This window comes from Shinella sp. H4-D48 (assembly GCF_022637395.1).
Lineage (GTDB): Bacteria > Pseudomonadota > Alphaproteobacteria > Rhizobiales > Rhizobiaceae > Shinella > Shinella sedimenti.
Genome location: NZ_CP093338.1, coordinates 584,633 through 601,390 on the forward strand (window position 1 = coordinate 584,633; position 16,758 = coordinate 601,390).

Consider the following 16,758-nt stretch of genomic DNA (forward strand, 5'->3'; position numbering starts at 1 on the left):
CGAAGCCGTGGGAGGACGCTGGCCCGCTGCTGCTTCGACACAAAGACGGTGCGGTACGTCTCGTACACCGAGGCTTCGAGGCGTCGCCCGAAGACGGTTGGTGCTTTGAGATGCCCTATCCCATTGCCCCACCCCAGGGGCTGGCAGTACGTCGCTGGACGGCGCTATGGCCGTTTTCACGCTCCCATGGCGCAACCTTGGTAGACATGGCGCTCGCCGGAGTACCTACCCTTGCTCTGCTTCTCCCCTTTCTGCTGTTCACAGCACCGAGCGCGTTAACGTGTGTCGGGCTCATTGTAAGCGCGACCTGCCTGTTTTCTGCATCTTGCGTCGCCCGTCAACGACTGGAGCGGGACGAGTCCATACGCGTCCATGCCCGCCTTTGGGATCGGATAATCAGGACACCCCTTCCCACCGCCGACGCAACGGACCTCGACGACAATGCGATGAGGCGGGCATTTCTGCTGGAGCGGGGTCTGGAGGGGGCGCTCACAATCGCTGCCGAACGCCGAAATTGCATCGCCTCCGCGGCTGTGATCACCACTGCCGCTGTTTTCCTCCCTGATCACACGTTCCACCTGCTCCTCTTGACGCATATCCCCACCGCGCTCGGCATCGCCTTCCTAGTCGAAAGCGGCCGCCTCGCTCTTGGCCAGCGCGCCGCGGTTGCACGGCGCGACCTCTCAACCCTGGAAAGACGTCTCGCGCACGCCATGCCCATGCTGCGACAACACGGTGCGTCAAAACAAAAAATCAGGGAACTGGAGGCCGGGCATCTGGAGTTCGCCGCGAGTAAACATACAGAGCGCCTGGTTCAGTTAGCCGTCAACGCCATACCCATTCTGCTTGCAACCATTGGCCTCGTGACGACGCTCTCCACACCTGCCGCCCTGACTGCTGGTATCTTCCCTGGCCTGCTTTTGCTCCTTCCGGCAATATGGTGTGCCGCCGATGGAGGCGTTCGCCTAGCGCGCCTTCGTGATGCTGGACGGCGCGTCGAGGCGCTCAAGCCGCTCGGACTTCACCAGTCTTCAAACGCGGCAGATCATTTTCCGCTTGACCAGATCGAAAGCGTCCAACTGAAGGCAGTCGGCTTTCGCTATGAACCAGACACACCCCCTATCCTTTCCGATTTCTCCATTAATGTATCCCGCGGGCAGATCATTGCGCTCACCGGCTCGTCTGGCAGCGGCAAGTCAACGCTGCTCAATATTTTGATGGGTCTGACCGCTCCGCAGGTGGGCACCATCATTGTCAATGGCATGCTGCGCGATTGGCACACGCTTTCCAATTATCGCGCCAGGATTGCGGGCATCCTACAGGACACACCGATCGGACTTTCGAGCATCCGCGCGTTTATTGGGCAAAATGCGCTAATGGCACCCGAGGCGGTCATTCTCCAAGCAGCAGCCGATGCGGGACTCGCCAATGCTATCGCTGACTTTCCGATGGGGATGCAGTCACTCGTCGCCGAAGGCGGCTTTCCGCGGAGCCTCGGCCAACAACTTCTCATTGCCCGTGCGCTCGCACAACAGCCGGATCTTCTTTTTATCGACGAAACCTTCTCGACCCTCGACCAAAACGTCGTCGAAACTGTCATTGCTGCCATTCGCAGACGCCGCATCGCACTCGTGTTCGTTACGCACCGATCTGACCTCGCTGTCCTGGCCGATCATTCGATATCTCTAGATCCACTTCCCGCTTCTTCCGCCCCCTCCAAGATCCAAAACGACGCATGCGCTTTATGATCCACCCATCGCTCCGGGCCACCATGTTCGGGCTGATTGCCGGGATTGATGGTCTCGGCACCAGCGTTGCCTTCGCGGCATTGATCTTCTCTGGGACGCTTGCGGAGGGGTTTGCTGCCGGGGTTAGCGTCATGCTGCTCAGTTCCGTGCTGCTCGGTGCTTATATCTCCCTCCGCAGCCGCTTTCCGACGAGCGTCGCCCAAGTTCAGGAAACGACCATCGCCATCCTCGCTTCCGCCATCGTTGCTGCCACAGCCACGATGAGCACAGCGGACGGCGGGCAAAAGGTTGCGACGGCCTTCGCCATCCTTGCCACCAGCACGTTTGCTACGGGTGCCTTTTTCTATTTTTCCGGTCGGTTTGGCTTGGGCGCGATGGTGAGGTTTCTTCCCTTTTCCGTCGTTGCGGGCTTCCTCGCTGGATCCGGCTGGCTCCTCATCGAGGGTGCGCTGATGATGGTCAGCCATACGGATGGGGCAATCGGAATGCTGCAGTCCCTTGGCCAGTTCTCCGTCCTGGCAATACTACTGCCGGCCCTGCTTTTCGCGCTTATACTAACGGCAGGCCTACGCCTGATGTCGAATCCGCTTGTCATGCCCGCCATCATGATAGCAGCAATTGCGCTCTTTCATCTCTCCCTGTGGGCGGCCGGTCTGCCAATAGAGGATGCGCGCGCAAGGGGATGGCTGCCGGAACTCTCAGGCGCTAGCGGTCTCCAACTCCACTCGCCCCTGGCAATTCTCCGAGAGGCGGATTGGGGCGTGGTCCTCTCCGTACTTCCAATGCTGGTGTCGGTTCCCCTCATAGCCATGGCTGGCCTTCTGCTGAACACGAGCGGACTTGAGCTGGCGGCTGGAAAGGACATTGATGCCGACGCCGAACTGAAAACGACCGGCCAAGCGAACATCTTCGTGAGTCTCATTGGCGGCGCCTCTGGATTCACCGGCATCGGCATGACGTTGCTCGCCCGCCGGCTCGGCGTCATCGGTCGAGCGGCCGGCCTTGCCAGTGCTGCCGCCATGACGCTTGCTCTGCCTTTTGCAACGGAACTCGCGGGCGCTGTGCCTCTCTTCCTAGCCGCCGGCCTGATGATGATGCTGGGTGGCGAACTGCTATATGACTGGGCCGTCGCGACGCGCAGGACCCTACCGCACCTCGAATGGGCAGCGGTTCTCACAATCGTTTTGACGATGATGGTTTTCGGCTTCATAACGGGTATCGCCATCGGCCTTGCCTTCTCCGTCATCACTTTCGTCTTCAATTACGCCCGCCTCCCTGCCATTCGGCTTGCGGCCAGTGGTCGCAACCGTCGCAGCAACACGGACCGCTCCGCATCCGCTCTTCGTGTTCTCGAGGAGAAGGGCGAAACCATTCATATCCTCGAACTTCAGAACTATCTCTTTTTCGGAACGATGGAGCAGGTAGTCTCAGCAGTGCGACGTCGGCTTGCCGAAGATCATCCCCCGCAATTCCTGATACTCGATTTCCGCTACGTCAGCGGCGTCGACTCGGCCGCGATTACCGGTCTTGCAAAAATCTTTAGAATGGCCACCGTTGAAAACGTTGCCATCACGCTCACGGCCCTTCCCGAAACAGTGGCGCGTTCGCTCGCTCATGCGATGCAAGAGGCGCAAGACCACGGGACCGTCACTGTCGCAGCCGATCTGGACCATGCGCTGGAAGCCTGCGAAGAACGCCTCATCTTGGAAGATGACAACGCAAAGGAGCCTGAAGGAATTGCCGAGCAGCTCGTTCGTGCGCTTGGTCCGCATAGGCGCCTCGCTGATCTCATTGCCGTCATGGAGCGGACGCAGCACGCGCGTGGCGCTATCCTTATACATTCCGGTGAGGAGGCCGACGATATTTATATCGTCGCCAAGGGGTCGGTAAAGGTGCAGATGCAGCTTGCCAGCGGACGCATGCTGCGCTTGCGAACAATGACAGCCGGCGCGGTACTCGGCGAAGTGGCATTCTATCTCCGCGGCCCCCGCACCGCGGATGTGGTTGTTGAGCAGGATGCCACCCTGTGCACGTTGACGCGCACGGTTCTGGAAGGACTTGAACGAAATGATCCGGAGCTTGCCGTCCTAGCCCATCGCCTATTCGCTCACGCCCTCGCCGAACGCGTAGCGATTGCAAATCGATTGGTCAGCCTGCTGAGCAATTAAACGAGAAGTCGTGCAAGGCAGGTCAAAAAGCCCTCTGATAAAGTAGACGGATTGTTTCCAACCTCCTCGAAAGGCCATCACACCCAATCGATGTAGGCTTGCGCGCTGCGTGCTAGGACAATACTCAAGCGGTGACGACGATGACGTACCATCGCCATGGCGTGACGTGTGCCTTTGGATCCAACCTCTCGATCGTATCATTATGACGTCACGGGCCTCCAGACGACACATGCTATCACAGCTGCGATTACGTGATCGCAAACGTTATTCATGGGACGCTGCCCGCAGATTGGCAATTAACCGGGAACGGTAGCCCCAGGACCCATCGGTTTGAAGTGCTGGCTATGATTCAGGCTGCTGTGCAGGAGCATGTCTGATGAGTCATTTGCTTTGGCTTACGGACGAGCAGATGGCCCGTCTCCAGCGCTATTTTTCCAAGAGCCATGGTCGCCAGCGCGTTGATGATCGGATGGAGACACATTGGTCAATATTCCAGACTCGACAGTTCAGAAATTAATTTCTATACCACGAAGTCTGAAAATTAGATTGAGGACAATATGCCGGACGCGATCGCTCTCATTTTGGAAAACCCCCTGACACTCATCGTCGCGAGGGTTCTGCTGACACTGCTCTTTTGGATGGCTGGCCTGTTCGGCGTCTTCAACTTTCCTTTGGTGCTGCGAGAAATGGAAGAGGCTGGCCTGCGCTTTCCAAGGACATGTGCCGTGGCGATGATCATCTGCCAATTGGTCGGCTCGGCACTAATCATTACCAACGTCTATGGTCTCGGATGGCTGGGTGCCGGTGCCTTGGGCGTCTTCACGCTTCTCTCAGTTCCACTGGGGCACCCTTTCTGGAAATTTGAAGAGCCCAGAAAGACACATGAATTCCAGATTGCACTTGAACATGTGACAGTCGTTGGTGGATTGCTGATGGCGGCCATACTATCGTACTGACAGGACGAAGGCGTTTCTGATGAAGCAACCCGAGGAAGGGCCAAAACGGTCAAGAGGTCGGCCAAAAGACCACGCCAAGATCACTGCATTGTTCGACGCTGCGCGAGACTTGTTTTTGACGAGAGGCATCGACGTAACGCTTGAGGAAATAGCCCGCCACGCCAACGTCGCGAAAGCGACGATCTATTCCCGCGTTGCAAGCAAGGAAGAACTGATCGAAGCGGTCATACGCCGTGAATCCGATCTGACGATTACCGATGACGAGTTCCACGCATCCGAAAACCTGCCGATCAAAGAAGCTCTGGTGGCTTTTGGTGCGCGCTACCTGAAGTTTATCAACGGTCGAGAACTTCACGGGTGGGACAGGTTGATGGCATCCGCGTCGGCGGCGCATCCCGATCTTCCGCGTAAGTTTTTTGATGCTGGACCAGGTAGGGCTCAAAAGATGCTCGTCGAGATCATCGGCAACGCTTGTGCCAGGAGTGAGCTACCAGCTCTCGATTCCGGAGTGGCTGCTGATGATCTCACTGGTTTATGGCTCGGCTTCGTGAACCTGGAAATCAAGCTGGGCGCGCGCGAGCCCCTGACGGACGCTGAAATTAGCCAAAAGGTATCGAGGGGCGTGGACCTCTTTCTCAAAATCTACGGCACATCGGATACTGTCGTCAAACTCAGCCGCAGGTGATCATCGCCGTGCTTGACCGGTCGGATCCTCTCACCTTTCAAGCGATGTCAAAACGTCTTCTCGAAAGAGATCCGCAGCCGGGTTTGCCGAGTGACCACCGCTGTGTTTGGCCCAGAACATGCCGAGTTCCCACATCGGAAATTCGTCATCTTCACGGTCAATATCCAAGGTGAGGATAGTCCGACCCTGGATCATTGCTTCGGGTATCATCGCCAAACCGAAGCCTCGCTCAACGAACTCGAGAAGCAGTCCAAGCTCGTCGACCTCGAACGAAGTCGTCCGATTAACACCATTCGACCGAAACACCTGGTCAACGAGTTTTCTGAGATCCCACCTCATTGAGACATCAACGAAAGGTTCTTCACCTAGCGCCTCGAATGGAACACGAATCCTCTTCGACAGCGAATGCCCCTTGCCGCAGGCGACAACCAATCTTGAAGAAAATATCGACGCTACCTCAAGCCCTATGCGGTTCATTCCGTACAAGGGCATGAAAGCGACGTCGACAGACCCACGACGCAGCTCTGTATTCAGGTCTCCTGGCCTTGTTTCGCGGACGCTGATTTCGACGTTTGGATGGTCGTCTTTGAAAGACTGAAGCATTTGGGGGATGTCGAGAAATGGAGCAAGGCTCTGGACGATAGAAACGACGAGCCTTCCCGAAGAGCCTGCCTTTACCGCTCCTATCGATTTCTGCGCAGCCGTCAGTGCAGCCAGAACCCGTCGTGCTTCCGGAAGGAATATCTGGCCGGCAGGGCTCAGTTCGACCCGTCGTGTTGTGCGGATGAAGAGTGATGTGCCTATCTCGTCTTCCAACCCTTTGATAGCCGCTGAAAGCCCGGATTGAACGATGTGGCAACGCTCTGCGGCTTTGGAAAAATGCTGCTCTTCTGCCGCCGCGACAAACATTTCGATCTGTCTGATTTCCATATCGGACTCCGATTAATCTCCAAACAGGATAATTGATATCCGATAAATTCGTTTGAGCGAAATGTCACGTCGAGGCATGGGGTTTGCTGACCAAAAAGGAGCGCTGCATGTCCACATCTGAAAACACTCTTGAACAACGGCCGCCATCTGACGAGGCGACAATGTTGCTTGAACCGTCCAACACCCGAAATGCTGTTCTCAGTATCCTGCTGGTCGTATTTATTTCGATGAACCTGCGGCCCTTGCTGACCAGTGTTGCGCCCGTCCTTCAGGACATCCAGCGCGACCTGTCGATATCAAATTTTTGGATAAGCATTCTCATGACCGTTCCCGTGATTTGCCTCGGTATCTTCGGTCCCTTTGCGTCTGTTCTTTCCCGCAGACTTGGATTGGAAGGCGTCATCGTGGCTGCACTCGCTTTTGCATTTATGGGAGCCACACTCCGCTCGTTTGGCATTGTCCCATTGTATCTCGGAACGGTTATGATTGGCGCAAGCATGTCCCTCCTGGGCATTCTTACGCCTGTGTTGATCAAACGCGACTTTCCACAAAAAGTTGGGCCCATGATGGGCCTGTTCGCCATGATTTTAGGTTTCGGCGCTGCGGTCTCCACGGCTTCAGCGGTACCAATCAAGGAAGCATTCGGTGGGAGTTGGCGAATTGGGCTGTCCGTGTGGATAATGCCCGTCGTCGTAGCGGCTGTGATCGCGATTGCTATGTTGCGCTCCGGGATCAATCACGGGCGAACGCATGCGGCGAAGAAATACACGATCATGCATGACCCCATTTCCTGGCAACTCACCGCGTTCTTTGCGCTGATCGCGTCATCGGCATATGCGGCCATCAGTTGGGGGCCTTCAATGCTCGCTGCACGGGGTCTCGATGCCCAAACATGCGGTTTTATCATGTCCGTGTTTTTTCTGGCGCAGATGCCAAGCGGCCTTATTGTGCCGATGATTGCCGGGAAAATGCGCGATCAGCGCTTGATAACGAGTGCAATGGTGATCCTAGCGTCACTTGGCATGATCGCGTTCCTGTTTGCGCCGACGTGGTCGCTCCTGGGTGTGGCTGTAATCGTTGGGATAGGCCAAGGGGGCGGGTTTGCTGTTGCTTTGACACTCATTGTGCTGCGTTCAGCAGACCAGCAAGTCGCAGCCAAATTATCCAGCGTCGTGCAAAGTATTGGGTATGTGGTCGGCGGTCTTGTCGGTCCGTTTGCGGTCGGACTTCTTCACGATTTCTCGGGCAACTGGTCGGTGGTTGCGATCTTCTATACGGTTGTCGGCGTGCTTTCGCTTGCCTTTGGGTATGGCGCCAGCCGGAACCACAAGGTGCAGAAGCGCTGCAAAGCCGACATCCACTTATAAGAAGAGGGACCGAAACAGCCCGGCCAAGTCCAACGCCAGCGATATGCACGGTCTAAGTTGGTGAACGACAGCTTCCGGAATACTAAAACAGACTGAATGAATGAAATGACGCCGCAAAAACGGTCACAGCGAGTGGACTACATCTGGTTGATCGGATGCCCGGCCAATAGGTTGGCCTGATATCAAGAAGACAATCATCCAAAACGTTTTGGCATTGACTCCCAAAACGTTTTGGATAATTTTAACTCCATCTCGGGAGGAGACATGGCCAATTTGAAGCAGCTTGCCCAGTCGTTGGGACTATCTATCACAACTGTCTCGCGCGCGCTGGACGGCTATGCCGACGTCTCCGCTGCGACCCGTGAACGGGTACAGCAGGCAGCAGATAAAGCGGGATATCGTCCTAATGCATCGGCGCGCCGACTTCGAAAACAGCGCGCCGAACTGGTGGCAGTGACGCTGCCGAGCGAACCTGGGCATATCGGTCCTGCCCATTTTCTAGAAATGTTGTCCGGCTGCGCCGAACATCTCGCTGTCGCTGGTCTGAACCTGGTAATCGCTCCGGTTCCAAGCGGCGAAAGTGAGCTCGATATGTGTCGTCGCTTCGTTGACGGGCAGCGGGTGGATGCCATGCTGCTGGTACGCACCAAACGCCGAGACGAACGCGTCGAATTCCTGCAGTCGCGCGGCATACCCTTCGTCACCAACGGCCGTACCGAATCGGCCGTCCAGCATCCGTTCATCGATGGCGATGGCTTTTCCGGCTTCCACCGCGCGACTTTGCGCTTTCATGACGCCGGCCATCGGCATATCGGCCATATTGCCGGGCCTCAGGACTATTTCTTTGCACATGAGCGCAAGAATGGATGGGAAGCGGCGATGCGTGAGCGTGGTCTACCGTCGGATCTTTGCGTCGAGCAGGCCCCAACCGAGCAAGGCGGCTATATGGCCGCCCTCGCACTGTTGGAACGGATCGATCGGCCGACGGCGCTGGTTTGTGCCACCGACGAAATGGCGATAGGTGCGATGCGGGCGCTGCGTGAGGTCGAAGGCGGCGAAGCGATCAGTCTGGTCGGTCATGACGACCTGCCGATCGGCGCCTATACCAGCCCGGCGCTCTCGACCATGCGCATGACCGGCGGGAACCTAGGTCGAAGCTTCGCTTCATTGTTGCTGCGCACTATCGCAGGCGAACCCGCAGAAGCCCTGCAGCAATTGCATGCGATTGAATTCGTTGACCGAGACAGCCATCGACTGCCGTCGATTGCGGCCTGAAGGTTCACAAAATTGATTACAACAACACCCGGAGGAAAACAATGAAACGCCTATTGCCTTTAGCCATTCTAACATCCTGCGCCATCGGCTTTGCCGGCCAGGCGCAATCCCAGACTGTCTTCCTGTCCACTCAGCTTCGCCCGATCGAGGAGGCAACGGCAGTGCGCGAGGAACTGTTGAGCGGTCTTGACAAACCGGTGGAATACGTAGTCGAGGAGCCGCCGCAGTTTGCCGTGCGCATGGAAGCCGAGCGCCAGGCTGGCAAGCACACGATCAGCCTTGTTGGTGCACTTCACGGCGAACTATCACCGCTCGCCGACAGGCAGATGCTTGAGCCTCTCGATGATCTTGCAAACAAGCTGGCCAGTGCCGGCATGCCGCAGTCGCTGATTGATCTCGGCAAGTTGGGCAAGGCCGAACAGCAATATATCCCTTGGATGCAAGCAACTTACGTGATGGCAGCCAGCAAGGATGCATTGCAATACCTCCCCGAAGGCGCCGACATCAACAAGCTCACCTACGACCAGTTTATCGAGTGGGGCAAAAAGATGAAGGACGAAACCGGAGCGCCGCAGATCGGTTTCCCGGCCGGACCGAAGGGTTTGATGCCTCGCTACTTCCAGGGCTATTTCTATCCGTCCTTCACCGGAGGCGTGGTGCGAACCTTCCAGAATGCCGATGCAGTCGCCGGTTGGGAAAAGCTCAGGGAATTGTGGAGTGTCGTCAGCCCTAACTCGACGAATTACGATTTCATGCAGGAGCCGCTCGCGTCCGGTGAAGTAATGGTCGTCTGGGATCACGTCGCTCGCCTGAAGAACGCCATTTCCGGCTCTCCGGACAACTACGTCGTCTTCCCCGCGCCCGCAGGTCCGAAGGGACGGGGTTACATGCCGGTCATTGCTGGTCTCGCCATCCCCAAGGGCTCCCCGGACAAAGACAGTGCCACAGCAATCATCGAGCATCTTGCCACCCAGGAGGTCCAACTGCAGACGGCGTCGCTGGTTGGATTCTTCCCGACGTTGAACGTGAAGCTGCCGGAAGACCTCGATCCAGGGGTGGCACTTCTCGCAGGTGCCGTTACCGCCACCCAGAGCGCACCTGATGCGGTCATTTCGCTCCTGCCGGTTGGCCTTGGCGACAAAGGGGGTGAGTTCAACAAGATATATATGGACGCCTTCCAACGGATCATCCTGCAGGACGAACCGATCGCCGACGTGCTGAAACTGCAGGGTGAGGCCCTTAACAAGCTGATGGCCGATACCAAGGCACCTTGTTGGGCCCCTGACGCTAAAAGCGATGGCGCCTGCCCGGTGGAGTAAGGTTCCCGGGCTTGCTCGAGCTTCGGCCGACGTGATCGTAGGCTGCCAATCCCTCTCTCCCGGCTTTTGGGGAGAGAGGCTGTCCTCTATCGCAGCGTTGAGCAGGTGGGTGTACCATCCGTCCTCCTCCCGCTGACGAAGAAACATTCGGCAGGCGGATAAAAGGCGGCAGCCCCCGCCAAAGACATTTCAACGAAACAAGGGGTGCCCCATGACCCAATCCAGACCCTGGATTCCCTACGCGTTAATACTTCCTTCCGTTGTCTTTCTAGGCCTGCTCTTCATCGTGCCGCTGCTGCAGACGTTGTGGCTGGCCGTATCTGATAACGGCATGCCATCGCTCGCCAACATGACGACGATGGTGAGTGACCTCAATTTTGGCCGTTCCGTCTTCAACACGTTCCTGCTGACACTCGCCGTCGTCCCCATCCAGATCGTCATGGCGCTGACCATGGGTTCAATGGTCGCCAAGATGAACGGCGGCCGCGAGACAATCCTATGGATATGGACCATCCCCCTCGGTATTTCCGATTTGGCCGCCGGCATGGTCTGGCTGTCGATTCTGCAGAATACCGGCTATCTCAACACCATCCTCTACAGCATGGGAGTGATCGAACGACAGACCGCCTGGCTCACCTATCAGACGCCGGTAGCGCTATTTGTCGGCATCGCTATTGCCGAAATCTGGCGCGGCACCGCGATCGTAATGATCATCATCGTTGCCGGCCTCAACCAGGTGCCGAAGGAGTTCAAAGAAGCGGCCGAAATCTTCGGTGCGAGCCCTTGGACCCGGTTCACACGCATCACCCTGCCGTTGATCCGCCCTGCCCTCCAATCAGCTCTGATCCTGCGCACGGTTCTGGCGTTTGAAGTCTTCGCGGTGGTCTACGCGCTCGGCGGGCGCAATTTTCCAGTCCTCGTCGGCGAGGCCTATAATTGGCAGAACCAGAACCAGAATTATGGCGTGGCTGCCGCCTATGCGGTTCTGATCATGGTCATCTCGCTTGCCGCCACTCTCGTCTATCTGAAAGTCGTCAAGGTCGATCCGGAGCGTCTGCCATGAATACAGTAAATCATACGAGCTTCGGTTCGGCACGTCGCCTTTTATTCTGGAGCGGCATCGTCGCACTGTGTGCCTGGGTCCTGGTACCAATCTATCTGGTGGCGCTTGGCGCACTGGGCGGTCGCACGGGCGCATATCAATGGCCAAAGACCTTTCTGCCTACCAATATATCACTGCAGCCTTTCATTCTGTTCCTAAAAACCGAAGGCGTTTTCCAATCGTTCCTCAATTCGCTCGGTGCGGCTGGCATCACGGTGGCGTTGTCGATTGCGCTCGGTGCACCGGCGGGTTATGCGCTGGCACGCTATAGTTTCAACGGGAAGGACAGCTACCGGCTTCTGGTGCTTCTAACCCGCGCCTTCCCGCTCGCCATCCTCGCCCTGCCGTTGACGGTTTCCTTTATCCGGCTTGGCCTTTACGACACAGTCCTCGGGGTTGGTCTCATCCACACTGTGCTCGCGCTTCCCTTTGCCGCACTGGTGACGCAAGGAATTTTTCTCGGTGTCCCGCGAGAGCTGGAGGAGGCGGCATGGGTGTTCGGGTGCACGCGTATTCAGGCGTTTTTCAAGGTGGTGGCGCCACTCGCCCTGCCGGGCCTTGTAGCAACAGCGGTGTTCGCCTTCGTTATTTCATGGAATGAGGTGTTTGCAGCATCGGTCCTTACCGTGCGCAACCGTACATTGACGGCCTATCTGCTCACCGTTCTGTCGGAAAGCCCGATGCACTACCGCTTCGCCGGTGGCCTCATACTCATCCTTCCCTCGGTTATCTTCATCTTCGCAGTCAGGCGCTACCTGTTTGCGATCTGGGGCGTCTCTTCAAAGTAACGGGTACACTTATGGCCAACATTGTCGTCGACAACATCAAGAAGAGTTTTGGTTCGTTCCAGGCGCTCAGAGGCGTCTCACTGAAGATCAATCACGGCGAGTTCGTCTCGCTGCTCGGCCCGTCGGGATGCGGAAAGACCACGCTTTTGCGCATCATCGCCGGCCTTGAAACCTCGAACTCCGGCGATATTTTTATCGGCGGGAAATCCGTCATCGGCCAGCTGCCAAAAGATCGCGGGCTCGCCATGGTCTTCCAGAACTACGCCGTTTTCCCTCATATGACTGTCTACGAAAACGTTGCATTCGGCCTCAGAATGCAGAAGGCGGACGACGCCCGCGTCAAAAAACAAGTCGAAAAAGCCGCTGGTCTTCTGCACATAGAACCCTACCTCGACCGCTATCCCAACAAGCTGTCCGGCGGTCAGCGACAGCGTGTTGCCGTTGCCCGCGCCCTGGCTGTCGAGCCGGGTGTGCTGTTGATGGACGAGCCGCTTTCGAACCTCGATGCGCTGCTGCGGCTTGAAATGCGCACGGAGCTTAAAACCGTACTTCAGGAAGCCGGCACCACCACCATTTACGTCACCCACGACCAGACAGAAGCAATGGGCCTGTCGGATCGTATCGCCGTCGTGCATGACGGTCGTATCGAACAGGTCGGAACACCAGTCGAGGTCTATAATCACCCCGCCACCCGTTTCGTCGGCGGTTTCATCGGCAATCCGCCAATGAATTTCATTACCATGCCAGTCAGCGGTGGCCATGTCGCTATTGGCTCTGAGCGTTTCGCCGTCCCGGCAGCTGGCGGCGAGATCGTGCTCGGCCTGCGCGGCGAAACCGTCGAACGGGCGCCCATTGGACAGGGACTGGACATGCAGGTCCGCGTTGCTGAGCCGATGGGATCCCACCTGCTCCTCACCGGCAGCATTCTTGGCCAGCCGGCCCGCGTAATTCTGCCCGCCACCGAAACAGTGAAGAACGGCGAGATAGTAGGGCTTACGCTCGACCCAAAGCGCCTGACATGGCTGTCATCTGAAAACGGCGTGTCCTATCCGGCTGCTGCTTAAAAGTTCTGGAGTACAAATATGACCAAGCATATCGACGAGGCCTACCGTATCCTCGCGGCCAATGATCGTGGCGGATACACTGTACCGACTGACCGGCTTTATCCCTTCCAGTGGAACTGGGATTCCGCCTTCGTCGCTATGGGTTTTGCAACTTATGACATCAGCCGCGCCTACCGCGAACTGGAACGGCTGATCGAAGGCCAGTGGGCCACTGGAATGATCCCTCATATCGTCTTCCACCAGCCGAGCGATACCTATTTCCCTGGCCCTGATGTCTGGCGCACCAACCACTCGATCCCGACCTCCGGCATCACCCAGCCACCTGTCTTCGGCATTGCGCTGCGCGTCGTGCATGAGGCAGCTCTCAAAGCCGGAACGGACAATGCGGCGGCCCGTACGCTCGCTCTCTTCCATGCCGGCTTGAGATGGCACCGCTGGTGGTATACCGCACGTGACCCGGACGGCACCGGTCTCGTTGCCCTTCTACACCCATGGGAAAGCGGCAGTGACAATTCTCCGGCATGGGACACTGCTCTGGCCCGCGTGCCGACGACAACAGATACGGCCGTGGTGCGCAAGGACACCGGCCATGTTGATGCCGCCATGCGCCCGCGCGACGAGGATTATCGTCGTTTCATCCATCTGGTCGATACCTACGCCGCCTGTGGTTGGGATCCGGTCAGGCAATGGGAAAAGACCCCGTTCAAGATTGCCGAGGTTCAAACGACCGGTATCCTTCTCAAGGCCGGCGAGGATCTAGAATACATTGCAAAATCGCTTGGCCTCACGGCCGAAGCGGAAGAACTGTCGCGTTACAACGACCTGACCCGCGGGGCGCTTCTTGCCCAGTGGCGCCCTGCCCTTTCGCGTTTCGTTTCGCGCGACCTTGTTTCTGGCGAAGACATCGATGCGCCTACCCAGGCCGGCTTCATCCCGCTTCTCGCTCTGGATCTCGACGGGGACTTGGCCAACGCCGCGGTGGCTGAGATGAAGCTCTGGTCCCGCGATATGAGGGTCGCCTTCCCAACCACAAAACCCTTCAGCGAAAGCTGGGAGCCAAAACGGTACTGGCGCGGCCCCGCTTGGGCAATCATCAACTGGCTTCTGATCGACGGTCTCAACCGCAACAACCAGCCGGATATGGCAGAGGCACTACGCGTTTCGACGATCAATGCGATAGAAGCCGAGGGCTTTGCCGAATATTTCGACCCCACCACCGGCGACGGCTGCGGCGGCCTCGGCTTTTCCTGGACGGCGGCAGCCTATCTGAACCTCTTACAAACTGGCCAAGCTTAGGGTCGCCTGTTTTTTGCAAGGGAACATTCGTGGAATAGGATGACGATATCGTCAGGTGTGTGCTGAGACAGGTGTTTTCAACTGCAAACGAAAGCGTGCCTCCCGTCCATACTATTCTCACCGATAACGGCATCCAGTTCACAGAGCAGCTTCGGAACCGGAATACCATCTATTCCGGGCCGATGCGCTTCGACATGATCTGCTGGGCCAGCGGGATCAAGCACAGGCTGACCAAACCCAACCATCCATGGACCAATGGCCAGATCGAACGGATGAACCGCACGATCAAGAAGGCCACCGTCAAGCGCTTCCATTACGACAGCCACGAGCAGCTGCGAACACCCTTCGCAGACCTGATGGCGGCCTACAACTTCGCACGAAGGCTCAAGATCCTCGGCGGTCTCACGCCATATGAACACATCTGCAAGGCCTGGACCTCAGAGCAAAATCGCCGCAGAGTGAGACAGTCCCATTATTCCGCACTGGAATGAAGTTATGTGACAGCGCCAATCTGCCAGGGCACAAATTCATTATCGCCGTAGTTGTAGTCCTCGCTCAGCGTGTGTTCCCCGGAAGCGACAGCGATGATGCGTTCGAAAATCCGCTCGCCGGCATCCTGGATACTGTCCGTACCGTCGATGATGCCGCCGCAATTGATATCCATGTCCTCGCTCATGCGGTGATACATTTCGCTATTGGTCGCGACTTTGATGCAGGGAGCCGGTTTGAATCCCGATACGGATCCCCGGCCGGTCGTAAAAACGATGAGATTGCAGCCGCCGGCAACCTGTCCGGTTACAGCCACGGGATCGTAGCCGGGCGTGTCCATGAAGACGAAGCCCGGTACGGTGATCAGTTCGCCATACTCGTAGACTTCCTGCAACGGCATGGAGCCGCCCTTGGCGACTGCACCAAGCGATTTTTCCAGAATGGTCGTCAGCCCGCCTTCCTTGTTTCCGTGGGAAGGGTTGTTATTGAGCTCCGCGCCGTTCTTTTCCGTATAGTTTCGCCACCAATCGATACGCGTCATCAGTTTTTCAGCGACATCCGGGGTCGCAGCGCGGCGGGTAAGGAGATGCTCCGCGCCATAAATTTCAGGGGTTTCGCTGAGCACGGCCGTTCCTCCGTTCTTCACGAGGAGGTCCGCTGCATATCCCAGAGCGGGGTTGGCGGTGATCCCGGAATAGCCATCGGATCCGCCGCATTGGAGGGCGAGCTTTAGTCCCGAAAGAGGGACTGAGGTGCGCTCGATATCGTTTATGTCAGGTGCCATTTCATCGATGATGCGGATGGCCTCCTCGATAGTCTTGCGCGTTCCGCCCATTTGCTGGATCGTCATGGTGCGCAGCCGGGTTCCCTCGTCCAGCTCGAAAGCCTCGACCAGATGACCGATCTGGTTCGTCTCACATCCCAGCCCGATGATCAGGATCGCACCGAAGTTGGGATTACGCGCATAGCCGTTCATGACGCGGCGCAGATAAACGAAACCTTCTGTATCCATGGGAATGGCGCAGCCCGTTCCATGGGTCAGCGCTACGACACCGTCGATATTCGGATAACCGCCAAAACCCTTTGTTTTGTAGTGCTCCGCGATAGCCCTGGCGACCGTGGCCGAACAGTTTACCGAAGTGATGATGCCGATGTAATTGCGCGTACCGACGAGACCGTTGGGCCTGACATAGCCGCGGAACGTGCGTCGCTCTTCGGAAGGCAGAAGTGGGGTCGGGCCGCCGTCCCTGGCAAACTCGTGCGAAACGTGGCTCTCCAGCATGGCTAGGTTCTTGAGATGAACGTGTTCGCCCGCCCGGATGTCGGTTTTGGCCGTGCCGATGACCTGACCGTATTTCAGCACCGGTTGGCCATTGGGAATTTCCCGTACGGCGATTTTGTGTCCGCTTGGGATGGCATCCAGCGTCGTCAGACCCGCCAGCGTCTCTCCAGCCTCGATCGGCCTGGTCGCGACGATCACATTGTCGGCTTCGTTGAGACGGATGATCGACAGGCCTGAATTGTGATCACGCCCAAATTCCGATTTGGTTGTTACAGCCATTTGTATCTCC

The 16,758-nt window shown here is 57.3% G+C and carries 13 protein-coding genes and 2 pseudogenes; 13 read left to right on the forward strand and 2 right to left on the reverse strand.

Going from position 1 to position 16,758, the window contains the following annotated elements; translation table 11 throughout:
• Positions 1 to 110 precede the first annotated feature (110 nt).
• From MNR02_RS19730 to MNR02_RS19750, 5 genes and pseudogenes are all read left to right on the forward strand, one after another.
• A complete protein-coding gene (locus MNR02_RS19730) occupies positions 111 to 1,748 on the forward strand; it encodes an ATP-binding cassette domain-containing protein (protein WP_241949020.1) in 1,638 nt (545 codons plus the stop codon).
• Positions 1,736 to 3,916 carry a SulP family inorganic anion transporter gene (locus MNR02_RS19735; protein ID WP_241949021.1) on the forward strand — a complete coding sequence of 727 codons (2,181 nt, stop codon included), beginning with the start codon at positions 1,736 to 1,738 and terminating at the stop codon, positions 3,914 to 3,916. Before MNR02_RS19730 ends, MNR02_RS19735 begins: the two co-directional genes overlap by 13 nt.
• Positions 3,917 to 4,292: 376 nt before the next feature.
• Positions 4,293 to 4,418 (forward strand): annotated as a pseudogene (locus tag MNR02_RS19740) (IS5/IS1182 family transposase); the annotation flags it as partial.
• Between the two features lie 55 nt (positions 4,419 to 4,473).
• A complete protein-coding gene (locus tag MNR02_RS19745) occupies positions 4,474 to 4,872 on the forward strand; it encodes a DoxX family protein (protein ID WP_241949022.1) in 399 nt (132 codons plus the stop codon).
• A 19-nt stretch (positions 4,873 to 4,891) separates the two neighbouring features.
• On the forward strand, positions 4,892 to 5,557 hold the full coding sequence (locus MNR02_RS19750) for a TetR/AcrR family transcriptional regulator (protein ID WP_241949023.1): 666 nt from the start codon (positions 4,892 to 4,894) through the stop codon (positions 5,555 to 5,557).
• A gap of 30 nt (positions 5,558 to 5,587) precedes the next feature.
• Here the strand turns inward: MNR02_RS19750 and MNR02_RS19755 are convergent, their stop codons facing one another.
• On the reverse strand, positions 5,588 to 6,487 hold the full coding sequence (locus tag MNR02_RS19755) for a LysR family transcriptional regulator (RefSeq protein ID WP_241949024.1): 900 nt from the start codon (positions 6,485 to 6,487) through the stop codon (positions 5,588 to 5,590).
• Positions 6,488 to 6,594: 107 nt separating this feature from the next.
• Here MNR02_RS19755 and MNR02_RS19760 point away from each other — a divergent pair, with 107 nt between their 5' ends.
• The 8 genes and pseudogenes from MNR02_RS19760 to MNR02_RS19795 form a co-directional block, all read left to right on the forward strand.
• Entirely contained in the window at positions 6,595 to 7,854 is a 1,260-nt protein-coding gene (locus tag MNR02_RS19760) for an MFS transporter (protein WP_241949025.1), read from the forward strand.
• A 264-nt stretch (positions 7,855 to 8,118) separates the two neighbouring features.
• Positions 8,119 to 9,129, forward strand: a complete 1,011-nt coding sequence (locus MNR02_RS19765) for a LacI family DNA-binding transcriptional regulator (RefSeq protein ID WP_241949026.1) — start codon at positions 8,119 to 8,121, stop codon at positions 9,127 to 9,129.
• Between the two features lie 41 nt (positions 9,130 to 9,170).
• Positions 9,171 to 10,448: an ABC transporter substrate-binding protein gene (locus tag MNR02_RS19770; protein WP_241949027.1), complete on the forward strand. Its 1,278-nt coding sequence runs from the start codon at positions 9,171 to 9,173 to the stop codon at positions 10,446 to 10,448.
• Positions 10,449 to 10,659: 211 nt separating this feature from the next.
• Positions 10,660 to 11,511, forward strand: a complete 852-nt coding sequence (locus MNR02_RS19775) for a carbohydrate ABC transporter permease (protein WP_241949028.1) — start codon at positions 10,660 to 10,662, stop codon at positions 11,509 to 11,511.
• Positions 11,508 to 12,338: a carbohydrate ABC transporter permease gene (locus MNR02_RS19780; protein WP_241949029.1), complete on the forward strand. Its 831-nt coding sequence runs from the start codon at positions 11,508 to 11,510 to the stop codon at positions 12,336 to 12,338. The genes MNR02_RS19775 and MNR02_RS19780 overlap by 4 nt, the downstream gene beginning before the upstream one ends.
• Positions 12,339 to 12,349: 11 nt before the next feature.
• Positions 12,350 to 13,402, forward strand: coding sequence for an ABC transporter ATP-binding protein (locus MNR02_RS19785; RefSeq protein WP_241949030.1), 1,053 nt, complete (start codon positions 12,350 to 12,352; stop codon positions 13,400 to 13,402).
• An 18-nt stretch (positions 13,403 to 13,420) separates the two neighbouring features.
• On the forward strand, positions 13,421 to 14,698 hold the full coding sequence (locus tag MNR02_RS19790; RefSeq protein WP_241949031.1) for a neutral trehalase: 1,278 nt from the start codon (positions 13,421 to 13,423) through the stop codon (positions 14,696 to 14,698).
• 215 nt (positions 14,699 to 14,913) lie between these two features.
• Positions 14,914 to 15,189: pseudogene (locus tag MNR02_RS19795) on the forward strand (integrase core domain-containing protein); the annotation flags it as partial.
• Between the two features lie 2 nt (positions 15,190 to 15,191).
• On the opposite strand, the gene MNR02_RS19800 reads toward MNR02_RS19795, so the two are convergent.
• A complete protein-coding gene (locus MNR02_RS19800; RefSeq protein WP_241949032.1) occupies positions 15,192 to 16,748 on the reverse strand; it encodes a UxaA family hydrolase in 1,557 nt (518 codons plus the stop codon).
• Between the last annotated feature and the right edge of the window lie 10 nt (positions 16,749 to 16,758).

Excerpts from the sequence above, each read along its gene's own strand:
- MNR02_RS19730 (WP_241949020.1), top strand. The coding sequence starts at position 111 with ATGCCCTATCCCATTGCCCCACCCCAGGGGCTGGCAGTACGTCGCTGG.
- MNR02_RS19735 (WP_241949021.1), top strand. The coding sequence starts at position 1,736 with ATGCGCTTTATGATCCACCCATCGCTCCGGGCCACCATGTTCGGGCTG.
- MNR02_RS19745 (WP_241949022.1), top strand. The coding sequence starts at position 4,474 with ATGCCGGACGCGATCGCTCTCATTTTGGAAAACCCCCTGACACTCATC.
- MNR02_RS19750 (WP_241949023.1), top strand. The coding sequence starts at position 4,892 with ATGAAGCAACCCGAGGAAGGGCCAAAACGGTCAAGAGGTCGGCCAAAA.
- MNR02_RS19755 (WP_241949024.1), bottom strand. The coding sequence starts at position 6,487 with ATGGAAATCAGACAGATCGAAATGTTTGTCGCGGCGGCAGAAGAGCAG.
- MNR02_RS19760 (WP_241949025.1), top strand. The coding sequence starts at position 6,595 with ATGTCCACATCTGAAAACACTCTTGAACAACGGCCGCCATCTGACGAG.
- MNR02_RS19765 (WP_241949026.1), top strand. The coding sequence starts at position 8,119 with ATGGCCAATTTGAAGCAGCTTGCCCAGTCGTTGGGACTATCTATCACA.
- MNR02_RS19770 (WP_241949027.1), top strand. The coding sequence starts at position 9,171 with ATGAAACGCCTATTGCCTTTAGCCATTCTAACATCCTGCGCCATCGGC.
- MNR02_RS19775 (WP_241949028.1), top strand. The coding sequence starts at position 10,660 with ATGACCCAATCCAGACCCTGGATTCCCTACGCGTTAATACTTCCTTCC.
- MNR02_RS19780 (WP_241949029.1), top strand. The coding sequence starts at position 11,508 with ATGAATACAGTAAATCATACGAGCTTCGGTTCGGCACGTCGCCTTTTA.
- MNR02_RS19785 (WP_241949030.1), top strand. The coding sequence starts at position 12,350 with ATGGCCAACATTGTCGTCGACAACATCAAGAAGAGTTTTGGTTCGTTC.
- MNR02_RS19790 (WP_241949031.1), top strand. The coding sequence starts at position 13,421 with ATGACCAAGCATATCGACGAGGCCTACCGTATCCTCGCGGCCAATGAT.
- MNR02_RS19800 (WP_241949032.1), bottom strand. The coding sequence starts at position 16,748 with ATGGCTGTAACAACCAAATCGGAATTTGGGCGTGATCACAATTCAGGC.